Here is a 20,264-nt window from a genome sequence, read left to right on the forward strand (position 1 = left end):
TTATTCTTTCCATATCATAGCACAATTCGCGCAATTATTACAAAAAATTTGCATGCTGTCCCGATCCGGCGCCCGGGGGCACCCTTGACAAGGCTCCCGCTTCGATGACACAATAGAAACAATAGGATTTGGCACAATGTGAGGAGGTTGCCCATGATTTATCATGATTTGGGCCGTAGCGGCCTTAAAGCGAGCTGTGTAGGCCTTGGATGTGAGTACCTGGTGGATAAAAGTTTTTCCGAGGTGGATCGGGTGATCGGGACTGCTGTGGACGGCGACATCAATATATTGGATGTCTTCATGCCTCAGCCGGAGGTGCGGGACAATATTGGCAGGGCGCTGGAGGGACGGCGGGAAAAGGTGCTGCTCCAGGGGCATATCTGCACGGTTTGTGAGGACGGCCAATATGCCCGGACCCGGGATTTGAAGCGGACGAAGGCCTATTTTGAGGATTTCTATACCCGATACCGCACGGACTATGTGGATATCGGCATGATCCATTTTGTGGATTCGCCGGAGGAAGTCCATGTCGTTCTGGAGGAGGGCGTGATGGACTACGCCCGCTCGCTCAAGAAAGCGGGGCGGGTGCGCACCCTGGGAGTGAGCTCCCATAACCCGGTGACCGCCAGGATGATGGTGGAGACGGGACTTGTGGATGTGCTCATGTTTTCCATCAATCCGGCCTATGACATGCTTCCCAAAGACGTGAACAGCGATGATATGTTCAAAAGTGAGACCTATGAGAGCGATAATTTTCGGGGGTTGGATCCGGAGCGTGCGAAGCTCTATGCGACCTGTGAGGCGTTGGGCGTGGGAATCACGGTGATGAAGCCGCTGGCCGGCGGCGCCATGATCTCGCCGTCGAGAACCCCCTTCGACCGCGTCATGACGGTACCTCAGCTCATCCACTATGCGCTCTCGAAACCGGCGGTGGCCAGCGTTCTTGTGGGCTGTGCCAATGAGGCGGAGGTGAAGGAGGCGCTGCGTTATCTCGAGGCGCCGAAGGACGAGCTGGAGGATCTGTCGGTGCTGGCCGAATCTCCGAAGTATTCCATGAGCGGCAAGTGCATGTACTGCAATCACTGCCAGCCTTGCCCGTCGGGTATCGACATCGCGGCGGTGACCAAATACACGGACCTCTACGAGTATACAAAGGCTCCCACGGTGCTGGAGCACTATCGGGCGCTGGAAAAGCATGCGTCCGACTGCATTCAGTGCGGTCAGTGCGAACCGCGCTGCCCCTTTGCCGTTCGGGTGCGGGAGAACATGATAAAGGCGCAGGGGATGTTCCGTGATTGATATTTTGATTGTGGAGGACGATCTTCATATTGCCAAGATGATTGAAGCCACCCTGTCCATCGGCGGCTATCAGGGCCATATCTGCGAAAACGGCAGGGACGCGGTGGAGCGCATCATGGGTGAGCATTTCGATCTTATTCTGCTGGATGTGATGCTGCCGGATATGGATGGATTCGAGGTCATTCAGCGGGTTCAGAACAGAGGCACTCCGGTGATCTTTCTTACCGCCCGGCAGGAGGTGGCGGATAAGGTTCGGGGACTTCGGCTGGGCGCGGAGGACTACATCGTCAAACCCTTTGAAGCGGTGGAGCTGCTGGCCCGGGTGGAGGTGGTGCTGCGGCGCTCCAACCGGGGCCGGAACGTGCTGGCCTTTGAGGACATCGTGGTCAATCTGGACGAGCACACGGTGCGAAAGGGGGACAGGCTGGTGAGCCTGACGCCCAAGGAGTTCGACGTGCTGGTCTTCTTTTTGCAGAACCTGGATATCGCCCTCACCCGGGAACGGCTTTTGGCCGCCGTGTGGGGATATGCCTTCGAAGGCGAGAGCCGCACGGTGGATATCCATGTGCAGCACGTACGAAAGAAGCTGGGACTTCAGCAAAAGCTGGTGACCGTTCCCAAGCTGGGTTACCGTTTGGAGAGTTGATGGGATGAAGCTTTGGCAAAAAATCTTCCTGTGCACCTTGATTCTGGTGATTCTGGCTGTGGATATGACGGCGGTTTTGCTATTGCGCAACACCCATGAACTGATGGTGGAGCGGGAACAGTCCCGGGCGCTGTCGGAACATGAGTATCTGGTGGCCACCCTGAAGAACACCGTGACCTATGAACGGCTGCGGCAGGGTAAAGTGGTGCTGGAGGATGAGGACATCCGCGGCTATGCCCGGGATGTGATGAACGCTCAGCAGGGAAGCGGCAGCACAGGAGCCACGCTGTTTTTGGAGGGGAGGTCCGTTCTCAGCACCAGCAAATGCTCATCCGAACTGGAGCTGGCCCTTGTCAAGGCGGGGGAAGGGACGGGCAAGCATCTGGTGGAGATTGTGGACGGTGCCGGCGGCACTTACATGCTGGCCTTCTCCCAGTTTGAACTTTCCGATACCACTTACGATCTGGTAACCTCCACCGATGTTTCGGCAATCTACGCCCTGAGAGCGGAGCAGCTCAAATATACGCAGATCATCAGCATCGTGTGTGCGCTGGCGGCGGCGGGAATTCTTTTGGCGCTGGTGCTGATTTTGCTCAGGCCCCTGCAGCGGATCAATGAGAGCACCCGGCAGATCGCCCAGGGCAACTATGGCGTTCGGGTCACGGTCAAAGGCCGAAGCGAGCTGTCTGAACTCTCGGAAAACATGAACGCAATGGCGGACGCCGTGGAGCAGAACGTGGATGCACTGGAACAGGTGGCGGAAGACCGGCGGATTTTTATTGCCAATCTGGCCCATGAGATGAAAACGCCGCTCACCTCCATTTTGGGCTTTGCCGACCTGCTTCGGGTGAAGCGGGTGGTAAGCGATCGGGAGCGGCAGGAATACGCCGGCATCATCGTGGAGGAGACCAAGCGCCTCCGGGCCCTGTCGGGCAAGCTGATGGAACTCATCACCCTGGGGCAGACCAAGATGGATTTTAAGGATGTTCCGCTGAAGGAGGCCATGGACGAGATGGCCGTGGTACTCACGCCCATTATGGAGAAAAATGAGCTCACTTTGGTCCATGAGTCGCCAGAGGTGACCATTCGGGCCGATATGGAGCTTTTTAAATCCATGCTGTACAATCTGGTGGATAATGCCGTCAAGGCGTCCAAACCCGGTCAGACCATAGAGATGATGGCGGGCTTTCACCGGGAACGATTGGTGATTGCCATCCGGGATTACGGTCACGGCATTCCCAAAAAGGAGATATCCCAAATCGTAAAACCCTTCTATATGCTGGATAAGGCTCGCTCCCGGAAGGCAGGAGGCGCGGGCCTTGGGCTGGCCCTTTGCGTGGAAATTGCAAGGCTGCATGGTGCGGAGCTCAAGATTCAAAGCGCCGTGGGCAAGGGCACGATGGTGCAGATCGTCTTCAGAAAGGGGGCCGCCTCGTGAGACCGCGGAAAATTCGGGGCAGTATCTGCATGGTGCTGGCCGCTATACTGCTTTTGGGTGCGGCCGTGGCAGCGGTGACTTTGATGGATCATCTGCTGCCCACCCATAAGAATGAGATCGTTGAGTTTGACGATGTCTCCTTGGCCGAGAAACTGGCCGTGCAGGGCACGGAGGAGGGGCCCTCCCTATACCCGTGGAACTACTATAAACCGAGTACGGGACAGGAAGCGACGGAGGAGGATCTTGCAAAGATCGAGGGCAAGGGCATCGATTATTTTATCCGTTTCATGGCGCTGGTTTGTGGCACGGACGCGAGCCAGTCCATGGAGCAAGCGATGGTCAATGGGATGGCCAATGGAATGGCCAATGGACAGGACTTTGATGGAAGCTATTATTATAAGCTGGTGGATGTGTGCAGCCTTGAGGGCAAATTCATCCGCTGCAGCGGCAATAACGGTGATTTCATCTTTATGAAAAATGGTCTGGTCTCCCTCGGTGAAAATACGGAGCTTTACAACGATTCGTTAAAAATGCGGGTGGATTGCGCTCTCGACGCCGAATTCAACGTGGTGTATCTCCGCTGCAGGCCGGAACCCATGAATTTTGTGGCGCTGACCCAGGAGGAGCGGGACAACCAGTATAACGCGCTGCTGGAATACATGTACAATTACGAAAATCAAGATATGCCTGTCAATCCGCTTAGGGCTTACCTGGTATCCCTCCAGCTTTTGGACGTCGGGTCCGATGACCTGCTGGAGGCCGCCTATCTGGCAGAAGCCATCTTCTACGACCCGGAGGGGGACGCGGCGCGCCTGGTTGACTTCAATCCACGAACCTCCGATATTTTGATGACACTGGATCTTAAAAACGGTGCGTCCTTTACACTGATCTATGAGGAGCATCTGAACAACATCAGCGGTTTTAGCTTGGAGATGCCATAGGTTTTACATTTTCATTGCATTTTTGTGCGGACTTGCTGCATGCCTCTTTGACATACTGGAGTTATCCAAAAGAAAAAGAGGTATGACGTGTGAGCGAAGCCTATAAAATGCAGGTTGCGACAGCGGAGGAGGCCCATGGCGCTGAAGTGATGGTAAACGTATTGGCCATTCAGCACAACGTGAAAGTTTTTAAAAATATGGGCACGAAACTGATGGCGGTGATCAAAAACAATGGTTATGGCATGGGTCTGGTGGAATATGCGAGAATCCTGCTGAGGGCGGGCGCCGATGCCCTGGCAGTGGGCAGCTATGCGGAGGCTATGAAATTAAGAAGCCAGGGCGTGGATGGGGAACTGCTGCTTTTGACGCCCATTCTGTCGGTGGCCCATCTCAAAAAGCTGATGGAGCGGAGAGTGACCCTGGTCCTCGGCGGCGTCAGGCAGATGGAATGCGTGCTGGAAGCTGCGGCTCTCTGTCACCAAAGACCCAGGGTGCACGTTGCGCTGGATACGGGCCTTGGCCGTTACGGATTCTCACCGGTCGAGCTCCCCCGGTTCATTTCAAGGGCTGCGGAATTCGATATCGAAGGGACCTACACCCACTTTGCCGCACCTTATCAGGACGAGGCTCTGACCCGTAAGCAGTTCAAGCTCTTTAAACAATGTGTGAATGTTTTGAAAAATAAGGGCGTCCCCACCGGGCGTCTGCATTGTTGCGCCTCCGGGGCTGCGCTTCGCTTTCCGGAGATGCGTATGGACATGATACGCATTGGTTCGGGGCTGGTGGGCGGCGTCCCGGAATTCTACAGATATGGCCTCAAGAAAGCCTGGAAGCTGAAGGCGCCTGTGCTTCGTATACGCTGGGTGAAGGCGGGGGAGCGGCCGGGCTACGGTGCGAGGACCCTGCTCAAACGCCGCACCCGGGTGGCGGTTATCGCGGCGGGTTATGCCGACGGCATCTTCATGGAAAGAGCGGATCAGCATATCTTCCGCCTTGCGCCCTTGTCGTGGATGCGATACACCGTTAAAACACTTTTGAACGGACTCACGGTTTGGATCAACGATGAACCGGCCAAGGTGATTGGCAGCGTGGGTGCGAACTACTTCATGGTGGAGGCGGACAAACTTGAGATCGACGAGGGGGACATGGTGGAACTGAAGAGCAATCCCATCCTGCTTTCCCAGCATTTAAAGCGGGACTACCGTTTCTATTAGGAGCGGGACCAGTATTTGCCGTAAACTTTTTTCTGGGTCTTGGGCATACTAGCAAGCGCAAGATCGAATACTCCTTGCATACAATGGAGTAAATAGAAAAGGGGTGCGGCGAGGATGGAGTACAGGATCGGGGTGCGGGAGGATACCTTTGATTTGCAGGGCATTTTGGCGGATCGTGCGGACGATTATAAGCTGAATGCATGCTTTGAAATGGACGACGACGGCTGCCTCCTGCACGTGCCCGAAGAAAAGCGGCGGGAAGTAAGCGTGCTGTTGGCGGACGTGATCATGAACGGTCTGCCGCAGAATATGGTGTCCAAACTGATCGAAAAATATTGCTCATCCTTCAATGCCTATGACCGTTGGCGCATCGAACACATGGTGCTGGACAGCTGGCAGGACATGAAGGAAAACCATGGAGCCGGCTTCGCCCGGTGGAGCCTTCGCGTAACCGACGAGGTGGAGGACTATCTTTTGACCTCGAAGGAAATGATGCTGGACGGCTTTGTCCGTTTCCGGCTGAAGGACTGGGTGCGCTACTGGGAACAGAAAGTCAAAAGAGCAGCGGAGGAGCTGCTCATCGAACGGGAATATATGCAGTTTATCCGGCTGCTGCGTATCTTCGTGGACACGCAGGAGCCCAAGATTGACCGGGTCAACATCACCCTGGACGCTAACGGCCAGTACCTCCTGACCGATGGCCAGGGCGAACCCATCGAGGACGAGACCCTTTTTGAGATGGAGGATGAACTTTCAAGGATGCAGCTTGGCAAGGCCGATATCCTTCTCAGCTCCCTCATCACCATTTCGCCCGGCAAGGTCCATATGGACGCTCACGTGGCCCGGGATGCCGAGGTCATGGAAACCATCCGACAGGTCTTTCAGGCGCGTCTTGTCATCGATCAGGAGCCCTGAGCACTCTTGTATTCTTTGAGGGCGCGGGCCAGCTGGTCGGGGCAGGATGTGCCCTTGCCGCGGCAGTCCACGCCCTCGCATTTTGCGATCACATCATCGATTCTCATACCTTCCACCAAACGGCTGATCCCCTGAAGGTTGCCGTCACAGCCATTTTTAAACTTCACTTTTTGAATGCGGTCCCCATCGATATCAAGCTCAATCCGAGTGGAACAGGTTCCCCGGGTTTTGTATTCAAACATGCTTGCCACCTCCAGCTCCTATTATAACCGCGGCCCAAGGCCTGTCAAGGCGGACCAAAACCCTTCAAAGCTCATAGTATGACATTAACGGGGTTCAATGGAGGGTGAATGGATGAAGAGGTTATGGGTTGCAAACATGGGGGAGGATACTCTGTGGCGGATTGATCCGGAAAGCCAAAAGACCAAGCGGATTGATATTGCCGCCATCAACCGGGGCCTGGGACGAAGCGTTCCTGCGGTGGGACCCTGCCATCTGGCGACGGATGGGGAGAGTCTTTTTTGCGTGAATGCCTTTGATGAGAGCGTTACGGCTTTAAGCGCCGAGGAGGGCGAGATCCTGGGCGCCAAAAGCGTGGCCGCCCATCCCGTCCATGTGACCCTGTCGCCCTGCGGCACCTATCTTGTGGTGTGCTGCGGCGATGCAAACTGTCTGTATATTCTGGATAAGGCCACCTTGAAACCCATGTTCAGCGTTCCGGTGGGCTTATATCCCTGCTGCGCTTTGTTCACACCCGATGGTTCCATGCTGGTGGTGGCCAACGCCGATTCCCGGGATGTGATGCTGCTGGACGGCGAGGATCTCCATCTTTTGGGCATCTTTCAGGTGGATGGCGCGCCCCAGTGCATGGCCTTCTATCAAAAACGGGGAGAAATCCTGGTCTCGGTCACCGGAGTGGATTACGAGGGCAGCGGCTGGATGGACTTTATCAGCCTGGGCGAAGGCAGGAAGATCGCCCGTATGCCCATGGGCGTTGCGCCGGGCGGCATAGGCGTCCTTCAAAACGAAGCCTGGGTGGCCAATACCGGCAGCGGGCGGTTGAGCGTGCTCAGTCTTGAAGAGCCCGCCGTGGTGGACTTGGTGCCGGCGGGTTCCATGCCCTGGCATGTCTGGGCGGAGGGGGATACGGTCTTTGTCACCGATCTGGAGGATGAGACGGTGACCGCCTTTTCCGCCGAAACACGGCAGCCTCTCTTTTCCCTGCCAACCGGTAAGGAGCCCAGCGATCTTCTCCTGTTATAAAAAGCGGTGTGCTGGGCACACCGCATCATCCGTATTTTTGTATGGCCAGCGCAATTTCCAGCAGCACCTTCCGCTGCTGTTCATTCATACCGGCATAGATTTGGCCGATTTCATCCTTTAAATAGGAGCTCTGTTGGGGCGTGATCCCCGAAACCAAAGCGGTAATATCGCACTCGAGCCATCGAGCAATTTCGGAAAGGGTGTCCAGATTGATCTTGGTTACGCCCCGTTCGATCTGACTGATGTATCCTACGGACACGGATAGATATTCCGCTAGATTCTCCTGCGTTCTTTTGCTTTTTTTGCGCATTCCTTGAATGCGTCTGCCGATTGCAGCATAATCGATACTCATTTTATCACCTAGTAATAGTCTAGTAGCTATAGCTTTATTTATACAGAAATAAATGACTTAATAAAAAGTTATTACTGTTGACTGTTGTCACAATTTGTACTACAATGTCTTTATGTAAATATTTGTGAAAGGGTGGAGCGGTTCGTGAAATATGCGGTGGATTTGGTTGAAGCCATAGCTATGCTGCTGAACTGCGATTATTTATCCGATCTGCATTATAAAACAGCGACGCCGGATCAGGTTGCAAAACTCTGGATGGATGTGGGGGATTATTCCTTAAAACAATACTGTGAAGTTGGCAAGTACCTTTTAAACCATCCCTGTGCGTTTACAAATGTCCAGGAGGCTAGGACGATCATCGGTCAGGAACTGCTGCGGGTCAAAAAGGGAAGAAAATTTTAAATTATTCTTGATTTGATGAGATATCTATAGTAAACTGAAGTGGGTGTTAGCAATAGCTAACTCGGGAGCGCGGAAAGGGCCGCGTTTTTTATAAACCTCAGGTTAGCTATAACTAACTAAAAACGCTTGCCGCGATGAAGGAGGCGCACATGGATGAAAGTTATGGAGTCGGGGGAAGATTATTTGGAGATGATTTTGATGCTGCAAGGTCGGCAGGGAACGGTCCGATCCATTGATATCGCCTCCGAAATGCGGGTGTCCAGAGCGAGCGTCAGTGTGGCGATGAAGAACCTCAGGAAGGGCGGATATATTGACATGGGGGAGAACCATGAGATCTTTTTGACGCCGGAGGGCCGAAAACTTGCTGAAACCATGTACGAAAGGCATCTTCTATTCTCAAACGTACTGTCCGGGCTGGGCGTGGAGCGGGAAACAGCTTTGCATGACGCCTGCCGTATGGAGCACATCATCAGTGCCGAAAGCTTCGAGGCGCTTAAAAAATACTTTGAGAAAAACGGCATCGAATCCAGGGCCAATTTGAGGAGGGACGTTGTTGCTGGAGAAGTACCTGATTGAGAATTGTGCACCCACTCTGGCCTCCCTGAAGACCGCCAATCTATTTTGCACCCCGCTGGGGGCTTTGGGTGAGGTGGAACATCATGTGGCTGTTTGGAACCGCAAGCTCAGCAAAAAGGGATTATCCCTTCAGATTCTAAGAAAAAGAGGAAACCGGGCGCTGATCTATGTGTATCGCAAAAACCGCCTGGAAGCGGACTTCATGAAGCCTGGTGTGGCAGATTTTCTGGCTCAATACGGTTATGACCGCTTGAATACGGTGGATGCCCTTGACCGGCTCAGGAGCAGGCTGAAAAACTGCGAAGGATTTCCTCATGAGATCGGAATTTTTCTGGGTTACCCGTTGGGAGACGTTATCGGGTTTATTCAAAATGCGGGAAAGAACAGCAAATATACGGGATGCTGGAAGGTCTATTGCAACGAATACGAGGCGTTGAAACTGTTCGCCCGGTTTGAGAGGTGCCGCGAAATCTATGGGCGGCTCTGGCATGAGGGGAAAACGGTTTGGCAGCTCACCGTAACTGCTTAACCTGTACAATATTTAATGAAGTGAGGTCGTTTAGATGAGTAAAGTGGCAGTGGTTTATTGGAGTGGCACCGGCAACACCCGGACGATGGCCGATCAGGTTGCGGCGGGCGCGAAGGAGGGCGGCGCAGACGTGGTCCTGATCACCGCTTCGGAATTTGACGTGGACAGGATGGACGATTTTGATGGAGTGGCCTTTGGCTGTCCTTCCATGGGCAATGAAGAGCTGGAGGAGAATGAGTTTGCGCCCATGTTCGGTGCCTGCGAGGCTAAACTCTCGGGCAAGCGGATTGCACTTTTCGGTTCCTATGGCTGGGGTGACGGCGAATGGATGCGCACCTGGGAAGCGACCTGTAAAGGGGATGGGGCCGTGCTGGTTTGTGACAGCGTGATCTGCAACGAGGCGCCGGACAGCGAAGGCGAAGCTGCCTGCGCCGCTCTTGGCAAAGCGTTGGCCAGCTGAAAGTGAAGCGCACCGTGTTCATTCAGGTATCCCATTGCACCTATGTGCGAAAAATTGCATTTGAAGGGATGAACTGCAGCAATTGTGCGCTCTTGTTCACACAAAGGAACCGGTTCCCAATGAGGAATTGAAACAAATTGTTCAGCGCGCCGGATATCGGGCCGGCGAAGTGGAGCCGGTAACAAAATCACAATAAAAAAGACCGGGATATTTCCCGGTCTTTTCATGATTTAAGAAAGCTTTGCCATGAAGGCCCTGCCGTTGACGATGGCCTGCTCCACCTGAACCTTGGCAGGACCGCCGTAAACCTTTCGTTCATTGACGCATGTTTCCAGGCTGATGGCGCCGTAGAGGTCCTCTCCAATGAGCGGGGAGAAGTCCTTGAGCTCCTCCGCGGACAGATCCAGCAGTGACTTTTCATGCTTGATGCAGTATAGCACCGCCTTACCGGTGATCTCGTGGGCATCTCGGAAGGGAATGCCTTTTCTGACCAGATAATCGGCAAAATCGGTGGCGTTGGCGAAGCCGCCGAGAGCCCCGCGGTGCATTACATCCTTGCGGAAGGTAATCGTGGCCAGCATGCCGGTGAAGGTGGTAAGACACTTGTGCAGGTTGCTGTGGGCATCAAAAAGCGGTTCCTTATCCTCCTGCATATCCTTGTTGTAGGCGAGAGGGAGCCCCTTCATGGTGGTCAGCAGCCCCATGAGGTGTCCGAAAACGCGGCCGGATTTGCCTCGAATGAGCTCGGCCACATCGGGGTTTTTCTTCTGGGGCATGATGCTGGAACCGGTGGCATAACCATCGTCCATCGTCACAAAGGAGAATTCCTGCGTGGACCAAAGAACCAGCTCCTCACAGAAACGGGAGAGATGCATCATAATAAGGGAGGCCGCGGAAAGAAATTCGATCACAAAATCCCGATCGGACACGCTGTCCAGGCTGTTTTCCGTGACCCTGGCGAAACCGAGCTGCCGGGCCACATATTCCCGGTCCAGATCGTAGGTGGTCCCGGCGAGAGCACCGGCGCCGAGGGGCATTTCATCGGTCCGCACCTTGCAGTCAGAAAGACGCCCCAAGTCCCGACGGAACATCTGAAAATAGGCCATCAGATGATGGGCCAGCGTGATGGGCTGAGCCTTTTGCAGATGGGTGTAGCCTGGCATCATGGTGTCCAGATGCTCCTCGGCCAGCTTCAGCAGCAGATTTTCCAGCGTCACCAAATCGCCGGTGATTTCATCGATGGCCGATTTGGTGTAAAGGCGGACGTCCAGTGCAACCTGGTCGTTGCGGCTGCGGCCGGTGTGCAGCTTCTTGCCGGCTTCTCCAATCCGCCCGATCAAAAGAGTCTCCACATTCATGTGGATGTCCTCGGCAGCCAGGGAAAACTCAACCTTGCCCGCTGCGATATCCTGAAGGATGCCCTCAAGGCCCTTAACAATGGCCTCGCCCTCGGCGTCAGTGATGATGCCCTGTTTGGCCAGCATCCGGGCATGGGCCATACTGCCGTGAATATCCTCCTCGTACAGCTTCCAGTCGAAATGAATGGAGGAGTGGAAGTCATCCACCGCCGCGTCGGTTGCTTTTTCGAATCGTCCGCCCCAAAGTTTCATGATTTCATCCCTTCACTTTTTTCTGCATCATGGCCCGAACCGTCAACGGCAGGCCAAAGAGATTGATGAAGCCCTCGCTGTCCTTCTGATTGTAGACCTCATCCTCGCCAAAGGTGGCAAAATCCTCGCTGTAGAGGCTGTAGGGGGATTTCACACCGGCCACGGTGCAGCTGCCCTTGTAGAGCTTGAGGCGCACGGTGCCGGTTACGGTCTTCTGAGTGTCGCTCACAAAAGCGGACAGGGCTTCCCTTAGAGGCGTGAACCAGCAGCCGTCATAGACCAACTCGGCAAAGCGGATGGCGGCCTGTTCCTTGAAATGGGCGGTGGCGCGGTCAAGGGTGATCTCCTCAAGCTCCTTATGAGCCTGATAGAGCACCGTTCCGCCGGGAGTTTCATACACGCCGCGGGACTTCATGCCCACGAGACGGTTTTCCACCATGTCCATGATGCCAACGCCGTTTTCGCCGGCAATCTTGTTCAGCGTCTCCAAAAGTTTTACCGCTTCCATGCGCTCGCCATTGACGGCAACGGGAATACCCTTCTCGAAGCAGATGGTCACGTAGGTGGGCTTGTCGGGAGCATCCTCGGGAGCCTTGCACAAAAGAAGCATTTCCTTCTTGGGCTCATTCCAGGGATCCTCGAGATCCGCGCCCTCGTGGCTCACGTGCCAGATGTTGCGGTCCATGCTGTAGATCGACTTCTTGGTCACGGGCACGTCGATTCCCCGAGCCTGGGCGTAGTCGATTTCTTCCTCCCGGGACTTGATGTCCCAGATCCTCCAGGGGGCGATGACCTTGATGGAAGGGTCGATGGCCTTGATGGCCAGTTCGAAGCGCACCTGATCGTTGCCCTTGCCGGTGCAGCCGTGACAGATGGCCTCGGCGCCCTCGCGGTGGGCGATCTCCACCAGACGCTTGCCGATCACAGGGCGGGCAAAGGAGGTGCCCAAAAGATACTTGCCCTCGTACACGGCGCCAGCCTGCAGGGTGGGCCAGATATAATCCTCCACAAATTCCTTTTTCAAATCCTCGATAAAGATCTTGGAAGCGCCGGTTTTGATGGCCTTCTCTTTGAGGGGCTCAAGCTCCTCGCCCTGGCCCACGTCGCCGGCCACAGCGATGACTTCATAATCATAGTTTTCCTTCAGCCAAGGAATGATGATGGAAGTATCAAGACCGCCAGAATAGGCCAATACAACTTTTTTCTTGCTCATTTGATGCATCCTCCTAAGATTGAACTTGGCATAATTATAATGCGATATGTATAAATATGCAACTGATTTTTGCGTCTTTATTCAAACAAATCGTATTATATAACAAATTTTTAAGCTGCACCAGCAAAAATGTATATTTTTAACCCTTGACAGCAAATTGGAATCCGGGGTATAGTGTTTGCATAAAAGGTAATACATTACCTAATGGAGCTGATTGGAATGAATTCGGATAAGATCGCAGGGCTGGATCCGCGCTATGCCGTCTTCGGCAGTCTTTTTTTGATCGCTACCAGGCTGGAGACCGTGGGCAACAGCTATTTGGACGGTATTACGTCCAAACAATGGTTCATGCTGGCGGTGCTGACCACCTTCTTTGAGGAGGCGCCTTCGCTGGGCGAACTGGCATCGGCCATGGGTACCTCCCATCAAAATGCGAAACAGATCGCGGTGAAGCTGGAACAGAAGGGCTTTTTAAGGCTGGAACGGGATGCTTCGGACCGGCGCACTTACCGGGTCGCGGTCACGGAATACTGCATTGAATATGCTAAACAGCATAAGAGCCGGGACGGGAGATTCATGGATGAGCTTTTTTACAATATGACAAGGGAGGAACTGCGGGAATTTCTGCGGCTGCTCTTGAAGTTTTATGAAGGACTGAATAAAAAGGGGGAAAAGTGCGATGACAGCGGTGATTTATAAATCCAAGTATGGTTCTACCAAGAGGTATGCCGAATGGCTGGCGGAGGCGCTGGGCGCGGACCTGCTGGTTCGGGAAAGCGTGAGGGCGGAGCGGCTGCGGCAGTATGACACCCTGATCTACGGCGGGGGCATCTATGCGGGCGGCATAGCGGGTATATCGCTGCTCAAGAACTGCTTTCCAGCGGCGGAGGGACAAAGACTCGCGGTTTTTGCCGTGGGCGCCGCTCCGGAAACCCCCGAATCCCGCAAAGCCCTGCTGTCAAAGAATTTTACGCCGGCCATGGCGGAAGCGCCGCTTTTTATGCTCCGGGGCGCCATGGATTTTGGGAAAATGACCTTGAAGGATCGCATGATGATGAATCTAATGAAAAAGATGCTGGACAAAAAGCCGGAAGAGGAAAGGGAGGAATGGGAGAAGAACCTGATGTCCCTATGGGGAAGAGCCTCGGATTGGTGCGATCCGGCAAACCTTCAGCCTATTTTAAACTGGGCAGAAAATTGAACCCCCGGGCCTGCGGATGCGGGCCCCTTTATTTATGTTATAATAGGTAAAGCGGTCCATTGACAAACGGGAAAAAACCGTGGACAATGTTGTCATATGGCAAAATGGAGGGATGGCGCTTTTGCTGATTTTGGGAATTGATCCCGGCCTTGCCACCATCGGATTCGGGGTGGTAAGCACCGATGGAATTCGAGTGGCGTCGGTGGAATACGGCGTATTGGAGACGCCGGCCAAGGTGCGCACGCCTCAGCGGCTGATGATGATTTACAACGGCATTGAACGGCTCATCGGCCATTATGAGCCGGACGCTATTGCCGTGGAGGAGCTGTTTTTCAGCCGCAATGTGACCACCGCGATCAGCGTGGGCGAGGCAAGGGGCGTGATTCTGGTGGCCGCCGCCCAGCACACTTCCAACTTGTATGAGTATACACCCATGCAGATCAAACAGGCGGTGACGGGATACGGCAAGGCGGATAAAAAGCAGGTGCAGCTGATGGTGAAAACCCTGCTGAACCTGAAGGATATTCCCAAACCTGACGACGCTGCGGATGCGCTGGCCGTGGCGATCTGCCATGCATACAGCTATCGAATGAGCGGCGAATTCAAGATACAGTAGGAGAAGAAGCAATGTATGGATTTATCAAGGGCGTGGCTGAGGAAGTGGAGGGCGCCGCCGTCTATGTGAACGCGGGGGGCGTGGGCTACGAGCTGCATGTCTCCACGCAAACTCTGGGCCGGGTGAAGATGGGCGAAAAGGTGAAACTTTATACGCGGCTTTGGGTGCGGGAGGACGCTCTCATTCTCTACGGTTTTTATGACAAGGTGGAGCGGGATATGTACGACCGGCTGATTACCGTCTCGGGCGTGGGCCCCCGCGTGGCGCTCGCCATTCTGTCCGGCATGACGGCGGATGCGGTGGCTATGGCGGTGCTGGCCGATGATGTGGCCGCTTTTTCCAAGGTGCCGGGCATTGGCAAGAAAATCGCACAGCGCCTCATTCTGGAGCTTCGGGGCAAATTGGAAAAGGCCGATTTTTCCATTGGCAGCTTTTCGCCCGCGCAGGCGCCGGCGGGAAGCGCCGCGCAGGAAGCCCTGGCCGCCTTGGTGGCATTGGGATACACCGCAAGCGAAGCGGCTCAGGCGGTGGGTGCCGCCGCCAGCGAGAGCACGGTGGAGGATATCGTGCGGCTGGCGCTGCGTCAGTTGGATCAGCGATAGGAGGGTAAGGGATGTTTGAAGATGAAAGGCTGGTGGTTACCAGCATGTCCGAGGAGGACGCGGAGCTGGAGTACAACCTCCGGCCGCGGACCCTTGAGGAATACATCGGACAAAAGAATGTGAAGGAAAATCTTCGCATCTTCATGGAAGCGGCCAAGATGCGTCAGGAGGCGCTGGATCATGTGCTGCTTTATGGCCCGCCGGGGCTGGGCAAGACCACCTTGGCCGGCATTATCGCGGCCGAGATGGGTGTGAACATCCGCATTACCTCCGGACCCGCCATTGAGCGGGCGGGGGATCTGGCCTCCAATTTGACCAACCTCAATCCCCGGGAGGTGCTCTTCATCGATGAGATCCATCGCCTGAACAGCGCTGTGGAGGAGATTTTATATCCCGCCATGGAGGATTTTGTGCTGGATATCATGCTGGGCAAGGGACCCTCGGCCAGATCCATTCGGCTGGATCTGCCCCGCTTCACACTGGTGGGGGCCACCACCCGGGCGGGCATGCTCACCGGTCCTCTAAGGGACCGTTTTGGCATCGTGTTCCGGCTGGAGCTCTACACGGTGGACGAGCTGAAGCAGATCGTAAAACGGGCGGCCCGCATACTGGATGTGAAGGTGGACGAGGGCGGCGCAACGGAGATCGCCCGCCGCTCCAGAGGCACCCCGCGGCTGGCCAACCGCTACCTGAAACGGGTGCGGGATTTTGCACAGGTAATGGCGGACGGCGTGGTCACGCGGGAGATTGCGGCGGAGGGGCTCAACCGGCTGGGTGTGGACGTTCTGGGCCTTGACAGTGTGGATCAAAACATTCTTCGCACCATCATCGATAAGTTCGGCGGCGGCCCGGTGGGTCTCGATACTCTGTCGGCGGCCACCGGCGAAGAGTCGGGCACCATTGAGGATGTGTGCGAGCCCTTCCTTATGCAGATTGGTTTCATGAGCCGCACGCCCCGGGGTCGCATTGCCACGCGTCTTGCCTATGAGCATTTTGGTCTGCCCTATCCCGAGCGGAACGACGGCGCTCAGATGAAGCTGGTGTAGCCATGAAGACCAGTGATTTTTATTACGACCTGCCGGAAGAGCTCATTGCGCAAACGCCCATCAAGGAGCGGGATCAAAGCCGGCTGATGGTTTATAACCGAAAAGAGGATACCTTGGAGCACCGGCATTTTGCCGATGTGATCGAATATCTGAACCCAGGGGATGCGCTGGTGATCAATGAGACGCGGGTCATTCCGGCCCGCCTTTTTGGGGTGCGGGAGGGCACCGGCGGCGCCGTGGAATTTCTGCTTCTGCGGCGCATTGCCATGGACGAATGGGAAGTGATCGTGCGGCCGGGCCGCAAACTCCGCGAGGGGGCCCGGGTGGAGTTTGCTGAAGGGAAGCTCCGGGCGGAAATCCTCACCGTGGAGGAGGGCGGCGTGCGGCGGGTGCGCTTTTTCTATGAGGGCGTGTTCGAGGCCCTTCTTGATGAGATCGGACAGATGCCCCTGCCGCCGTATATCAAAGAAGCCCTGGAGGATAAGGACCGGTATCAGACGGTTTATGCCAAAACCAACGGTTCGGCGGCAGCGCCCACCGCGGGATTGCATTTTACCCCCGAACTCATGCAGAGGCTGAAGGACAAGGGCGTTCGGATTGTGCCCATTCTGCTCCACGTGGGCCTTGGCACCTTCCGCCCGGTGAAGGCGGAAAACGTGGAGGACCATCACATGCATTCCGAATATTATGAGCTTTCGGGAGAGGCGGCCCAAACCCTGAACGACGTTCGCGGTCATGGCGGGCGGATTGTGGTGGTGGGCACCACCTGCGTTCGGGTGCTGGAAACGGTGGCGGACGATGAAGGCAGGCTGCGGGAAGCCAAAGGCTACACCGATATCTTCATCAAACCGGGATACCGTTACAGGGCGGTGGACGCGCTCATCACCAATTTTCATCTGCCCGAATCCACGCTGCTCATGCTGGTGAGCGCGCTCATGGGTCGGGAAAACGCCTTAAAGTGCTATCGGGCTGCGGTGGAGGCACGTTACAAATTTTTCAGTTTCGGCGACGCCATGATGATACTTTAAGAGCAGTATGCACAATGCACACTATAAGGTCTGATTAACAGACAGATCATCCATTGAAGATTTGGGCTACAGGAGTATAATGAAAATATATTGGGAAAGGAAGGTCTTCTTATGGAATTTAAAGAAATTAATCCGTCTCCCCGCACGCTGATGGCTCCCGGACCGGTGGAGGCCGATCCCCGGGTCCTTCGGGCCATGTCCGCCCATATTCTGGGGCAGTTCGATCCGGAATTCACAGCGCTGATGAACGAGACCATGGAAATGGCGCGCAGGGTATTCCAGACGAAGAATGCCCAGACCTACACTGTGGATACCACTTCCCGCGGCGGTCTGGAGACGGTCCTTACCGGTGCGATCTGCCCGGGGGACAAGGTACTGATTCCCGCCTTTGGCAGGTTTGGCTATCTGCTTTCGGAGATCTTGGAGCGCTGCGGCGCGGATATCACCCTGATTGAAACCGACTGGGGCAGCGTATTCGATCCTGAACAGATCGAGGCGGAGCTGAAAAAGCAGCGGTATAAGGCCGTGGCCCTGGTCCATGGCGAGACTTCCACATCCATGATGCAGCCCCTCGAGGAGATCGGCAGGATCTGCAAGAATTACGGCGCCCTGCTCATTGTGGACACGGTGGCAACCTTGGGCGGTACGGAAGTCAAGGTGGATGACTGGTTCATCGATGGATGCATCGCGGGTACGCAAAAGTGCGTCTCGGCGCCTTCCGGTTCGGCGCTTATCACCTACAACAAAGCGATCGAGGATATCATTCTCGCCCGCAAGAAGGTGGAAAAGGGCATCCGTACGGCGGAGGACAAGGCGTCCTCTCTGCCCCAGATTCCCAGCAACTACCTGGACCTGGCCCAGCTTCAGGATTACTGGAGTCCCCGCCGGCTCAACCACCATACGGAAGCGACCAGCATGCAGTATGCGGTTCATGAGGCGCTGCGCTGCATTTTAATGGAAGGCCTGGACAACCGCTTCGCCCGTCATAAGCTGAATGATAAGGCGCTGTGCGCCGGTCTTACGGCGATGGGCCTGACCATCTTCGGCGATCTGAAGCACAAGATGCCCGTGGTCACCGCCATCAATATTCCCGAGGGCCTGGACGGCAAGGTGCTTCGCGCCGAGCTCCTCAATGACTTTGGCATTGAAATTGCCACCTCCTTTGGCCCGCTGGATGGCAAGATCCTTCGCATCGGCAACATGGGCTATTCCAGCCAGAAGCGGAATATCCTGTTTACGCTGGGCGCTCTGGAGGCGGTTCTGCTTCAGCACAAGGTGAAACTTCCCGCCGGCGATGCCGTCGCGGCCGCTCTTGAGGTCTACCGGGAAGCAGAGCAGTAATCACATCAGCATTCGATGGACGCATAGCCCATAATGGATGGCATAGAGGGCGTTTGGATCCTCCAGATCCATGGGCAGGATGTCCTTGATTTTGGCGATGCGCTTTAAAAATGTGTTTCGGTGCAGATAGAGCCTGGAAGCGGCAAGAGAAGCGTTGAATCTGCACTCGAAATAGACTTGAAGCGTTTGAGTGAGGCTGGAACGGGTTTTGGCGTCATGGTCGGCCAAAGGCTTTACCGTATCCCGATAAATCCGTTCCCGCTCACGGGCTGGCAGGGTGTGAATCTGCCAGAAGATGAAATGCTCCTGGAAGAAGAAATCCGGCCGGCCCGGAAACTTATCCCCAAGGGACAGCATGAAGCTGGCCTTTTCATAGGTGGAGGCGATTTCTTTTAAATCGCGGCCGCTGGGACCTGTCCCCACGATAAAGCCGTTCCGGCTTACGGATAGCAGCTGCTGAGCAAAGGTGCGGACAAGGGCGGAGAGTTCCTCGTCCCTGCCAAATAGATACAGGCAGACAAGCCGGCGGCCCGAGGCGATGAAGCTGTCCCGCACCCCGCATTTTTTGAGGACACGCCGGACAAGCTTCACCGATTCAACGGGGTCGAAGCCCTTTTCTTTTTCCCGGGGTGCGATGAGCACGCAGACCCGGTTCAGCCGATATGGAAAAGCGTAATAATCACACAGCTGCACAATTTCCGTATCGGTTTTTCCTTTTCCGTCGATTAGGAACTGGAAGAAGGGCTCATAGTAATTGTTTAAATCCAGGGGGCGCTCCTCATGGCCGCGCTGGGAAAGGGCGATGATGCGCAGGGCGTGGTCAATGGTGTCCCAGGGCAGCTTGTCCGGCCGGTCCGTCAGGACGCAGAAATACTGCTTGCCGAAGCGGGTGAGCGCGCCTTGATGCAGGGCATCGCCCAGCTGCACCTCAACGGACTGACGGGATGAGGCATCTTTCAGCCGCACCGGATCGATGTGAATTTCAGCTGGGGGCAGCGTTTTTCCGCCGTCTCCTGCGGCATTAAAGCGCACGCGGCCGCCCTCATCCAGGAGGAGCACGCCATGATCCAGATAACGGCTCAGCAGCTCGAGGGTGTCTTCGGTGGGCCTGTGTTCAAAAAAGCTGTTGAACAGGGCGTTGTAGAGTTTTTGTTCCCGGGCGATATCCCGGAATTCATCGGCATAGATCTCCTTGCTGATCAGACTGGAGATATCGGAGAAGGAGTAATGCACGGGCAGCTCGATGATGGGCAGATGTATGCGGTTCGCCACGTCCAGAATGTGCTGGGGGATGGTATCGAAATAGCGCTTTGTTTTGATGCAAAGGGCGCTGCAGCCGGCCTGCTTTAGATTTTGCAGAATGGTGGTCTGCAGCTCCGGATCGTTGGCAAACACGTAGCCCGTGGTCAGCACCAGTTCATTCTTTTTGAACCATTGAATGACATCGGGATTGTCCATGATATTGACGCTGGAGATGGGCGTGTCGATGAGTTCCGGACACGCTGCCAGGGAAAGATTCTCCAGTTTGCTTTGATGGATGAGCCAGTTCAAAGTAATTGCCATAATAAACAC

23 protein-coding genes are annotated in these 20,264 nt (G+C 55.2%); 18 read left to right on the plus strand and 5 right to left on the minus strand.

From position 1 onward, the window contains the following. Positions 1-153 precede the first annotated feature (153 nt). From H8696_RS04115 to ytxC, 6 genes are all read left to right on the plus strand, one after another. Positions 154-1,299, plus strand: a complete 1,146-nt coding sequence (locus tag H8696_RS04115) for an aldo/keto reductase (RefSeq protein WP_249315093.1) — start codon at positions 154-156, stop codon at positions 1,297-1,299. Next, positions 1,292-1,945, plus strand: coding sequence for a response regulator transcription factor (locus H8696_RS04120; protein ID WP_249315094.1), 654 nt, complete (start codon positions 1,292-1,294; stop codon positions 1,943-1,945). The genes H8696_RS04115 and H8696_RS04120 overlap by 8 nt, the downstream gene beginning before the upstream one ends. A gap of 4 nt (positions 1,946-1,949) precedes the next feature. Next, the gene (locus H8696_RS04125; RefSeq protein WP_249315095.1) at positions 1,950-3,383 is read left to right on the plus strand and encodes a sensor histidine kinase; all 1,434 of its coding nucleotides are present in this window, start codon (positions 1,950-1,952) and stop codon (positions 3,381-3,383) included. Further along, positions 3,380-4,324, plus strand: coding sequence for a hypothetical protein (locus H8696_RS04130; RefSeq protein WP_249315096.1), 945 nt, complete (start codon positions 3,380-3,382; stop codon positions 4,322-4,324). The genes H8696_RS04125 and H8696_RS04130 overlap by 4 nt, the downstream gene beginning before the upstream one ends. Positions 4,325-4,413: 89 nt before the next feature. After that, a complete protein-coding gene (alr, locus tag H8696_RS04135) occupies positions 4,414-5,538 on the plus strand; it encodes an alanine racemase (protein ID WP_249315097.1) in 1,125 nt (374 codons plus the stop codon). Positions 5,539-5,652: 114 nt separating this feature from the next. Next, positions 5,653-6,453, plus strand: a complete 801-nt coding sequence (gene ytxC, locus H8696_RS04140) for a putative sporulation protein YtxC (RefSeq protein WP_249315098.1) — start codon at positions 5,653-5,655, stop codon at positions 6,451-6,453. Here the strand turns inward: ytxC and H8696_RS04145 are convergent. Further along, a complete protein-coding gene (locus H8696_RS04145) occupies positions 6,441-6,695 on the minus strand; it encodes a TIGR03905 family TSCPD domain-containing protein (RefSeq protein WP_249315099.1) in 255 nt (84 codons plus the stop codon). The two genes, ytxC and H8696_RS04145, sit on opposite strands and share 13 nt — an antisense overlap. A 112-nt stretch (positions 6,696-6,807) precedes the next feature. On the opposite strand from H8696_RS04145, the gene H8696_RS04150 reads away from it, so the two are divergent. After that, positions 6,808-7,716: a YncE family protein gene (locus H8696_RS04150; RefSeq protein ID WP_249315100.1), complete on the plus strand. Its 909-nt coding sequence runs from the start codon at positions 6,808-6,810 to the stop codon at positions 7,714-7,716. 25 nt (positions 7,717-7,741) lie between these two features. Here the strand turns inward: H8696_RS04150 and H8696_RS04155 are convergent, their stop codons facing one another. Further along, positions 7,742-8,068: a helix-turn-helix domain-containing protein gene (locus H8696_RS04155; protein ID WP_249315101.1), complete on the minus strand. Its 327-nt coding sequence runs from the start codon at positions 8,066-8,068 to the stop codon at positions 7,742-7,744. 144 nt (positions 8,069-8,212) lie between these two features. Here H8696_RS04155 and H8696_RS04160 point away from each other — a divergent pair, with 144 nt between their 5' ends. From H8696_RS04160 to H8696_RS04175, 4 genes are all read left to right on the plus strand, one after another. Beyond that, a complete protein-coding gene (locus H8696_RS04160) occupies positions 8,213-8,470 on the plus strand; it encodes a hypothetical protein (RefSeq protein WP_249315102.1) in 258 nt (85 codons plus the stop codon). Positions 8,471-8,623: 153 nt separating this feature from the next. After that, positions 8,624-9,046 (plus strand): metal-dependent transcriptional regulator, encoded by a 423-nt coding sequence (locus H8696_RS04165; RefSeq protein ID WP_249315103.1) that lies wholly within the window; start codon positions 8,624-8,626, stop codon positions 9,044-9,046. After that, complete coding sequence (locus tag H8696_RS04170; protein WP_249315104.1) at positions 9,024-9,575, plus strand: DUF3793 family protein; 552 nt, start codon at positions 9,024-9,026, stop codon at positions 9,573-9,575. The genes H8696_RS04165 and H8696_RS04170 overlap by 23 nt, the downstream gene beginning before the upstream one ends. Positions 9,576-9,609: 34 nt before the next feature. Next, positions 9,610-10,035, plus strand: a complete 426-nt coding sequence (locus H8696_RS04175) for a flavodoxin (protein ID WP_249315105.1) — start codon at positions 9,610-9,612, stop codon at positions 10,033-10,035. 230 nt (positions 10,036-10,265) lie between these two features. Here the strand turns inward: H8696_RS04175 and argH are convergent, their stop codons facing one another. Both argH and H8696_RS04185 read right to left on the minus strand, forming a co-directional pair. Further along, positions 10,266-11,645 (minus strand): argininosuccinate lyase, encoded by a 1,380-nt coding sequence (gene argH / locus H8696_RS04180; RefSeq protein ID WP_249315106.1) that lies wholly within the window; start codon positions 11,643-11,645, stop codon positions 10,266-10,268. Between the two features lie 4 nt (positions 11,646-11,649). Then, positions 11,650-12,858, minus strand: a complete 1,209-nt coding sequence (locus H8696_RS04185; protein ID WP_249315107.1) for an argininosuccinate synthase — start codon at positions 12,856-12,858, stop codon at positions 11,650-11,652. A 219-nt stretch (positions 12,859-13,077) separates the two neighbouring features. Here H8696_RS04185 and H8696_RS04190 point away from each other — a divergent pair, with 219 nt between their 5' ends. The 7 genes from H8696_RS04190 to H8696_RS04220 all read left to right on the plus strand — a co-directional run bounded on the left by H8696_RS04190 (position 13,078) and on the right by H8696_RS04220 (position 18,692). Further along, a complete protein-coding gene (locus H8696_RS04190) occupies positions 13,078-13,557 on the plus strand; it encodes a MarR family transcriptional regulator (RefSeq protein WP_249315108.1) in 480 nt (159 codons plus the stop codon). Continuing rightward, positions 13,538-14,059, plus strand: coding sequence for a flavodoxin domain-containing protein (locus tag H8696_RS04195; protein ID WP_249315109.1), 522 nt, complete (start codon positions 13,538-13,540; stop codon positions 14,057-14,059). The genes H8696_RS04190 and H8696_RS04195 overlap by 20 nt, the downstream gene beginning before the upstream one ends. Before the next feature lie 121 nt (positions 14,060-14,180). Further along, positions 14,181-14,675, plus strand: coding sequence for a crossover junction endodeoxyribonuclease RuvC (gene ruvC, locus H8696_RS04200; RefSeq protein WP_249315975.1), 495 nt, complete (start codon positions 14,181-14,183; stop codon positions 14,673-14,675). Positions 14,676-14,686: 11 nt separating this feature from the next. Further along, on the plus strand, positions 14,687-15,277 hold the full coding sequence (ruvA, locus tag H8696_RS04205) for a Holliday junction branch migration protein RuvA (RefSeq protein WP_249315110.1): 591 nt from the start codon (positions 14,687-14,689) through the stop codon (positions 15,275-15,277). An 11-nt stretch (positions 15,278-15,288) separates the two neighbouring features. Continuing rightward, positions 15,289-16,323 carry a Holliday junction branch migration DNA helicase RuvB gene (ruvB, locus tag H8696_RS04210; protein ID WP_249315111.1) on the plus strand — a complete coding sequence of 345 codons (1,035 nt, stop codon included), beginning with the start codon at positions 15,289-15,291 and terminating at the stop codon, positions 16,321-16,323. A 2-nt stretch (positions 16,324-16,325) separates the two neighbouring features. Next, entirely contained in the window at positions 16,326-17,351 is a 1,026-nt protein-coding gene (gene queA / locus H8696_RS04215) for a tRNA preQ1(34) S-adenosylmethionine ribosyltransferase-isomerase QueA (protein ID WP_249315112.1), read from the plus strand. Between the two features lie 111 nt (positions 17,352-17,462). Beyond that, the gene (locus H8696_RS04220) at positions 17,463-18,692 is read left to right on the plus strand and encodes a pyridoxal-phosphate-dependent aminotransferase family protein (protein ID WP_249315113.1); all 1,230 of its coding nucleotides are present in this window, start codon (positions 17,463-17,465) and stop codon (positions 18,690-18,692) included. Here H8696_RS04220 and H8696_RS04225 read toward each other — a convergent pair whose 3' ends face one another. After that, on the minus strand, positions 18,693-20,255 hold the full coding sequence (locus H8696_RS04225) for a PucR family transcriptional regulator (RefSeq protein WP_249315114.1): 1,563 nt from the start codon (positions 20,253-20,255) through the stop codon (positions 18,693-18,695). Between the last annotated feature and the right edge of the window lie 9 nt (positions 20,256-20,264).

The organism is Gehongia tenuis, assembly GCF_014384795.1.
GTDB lineage: Bacteria > Bacillota > Clostridia > Christensenellales > NSJ-53 > Gehongia > Gehongia tenuis.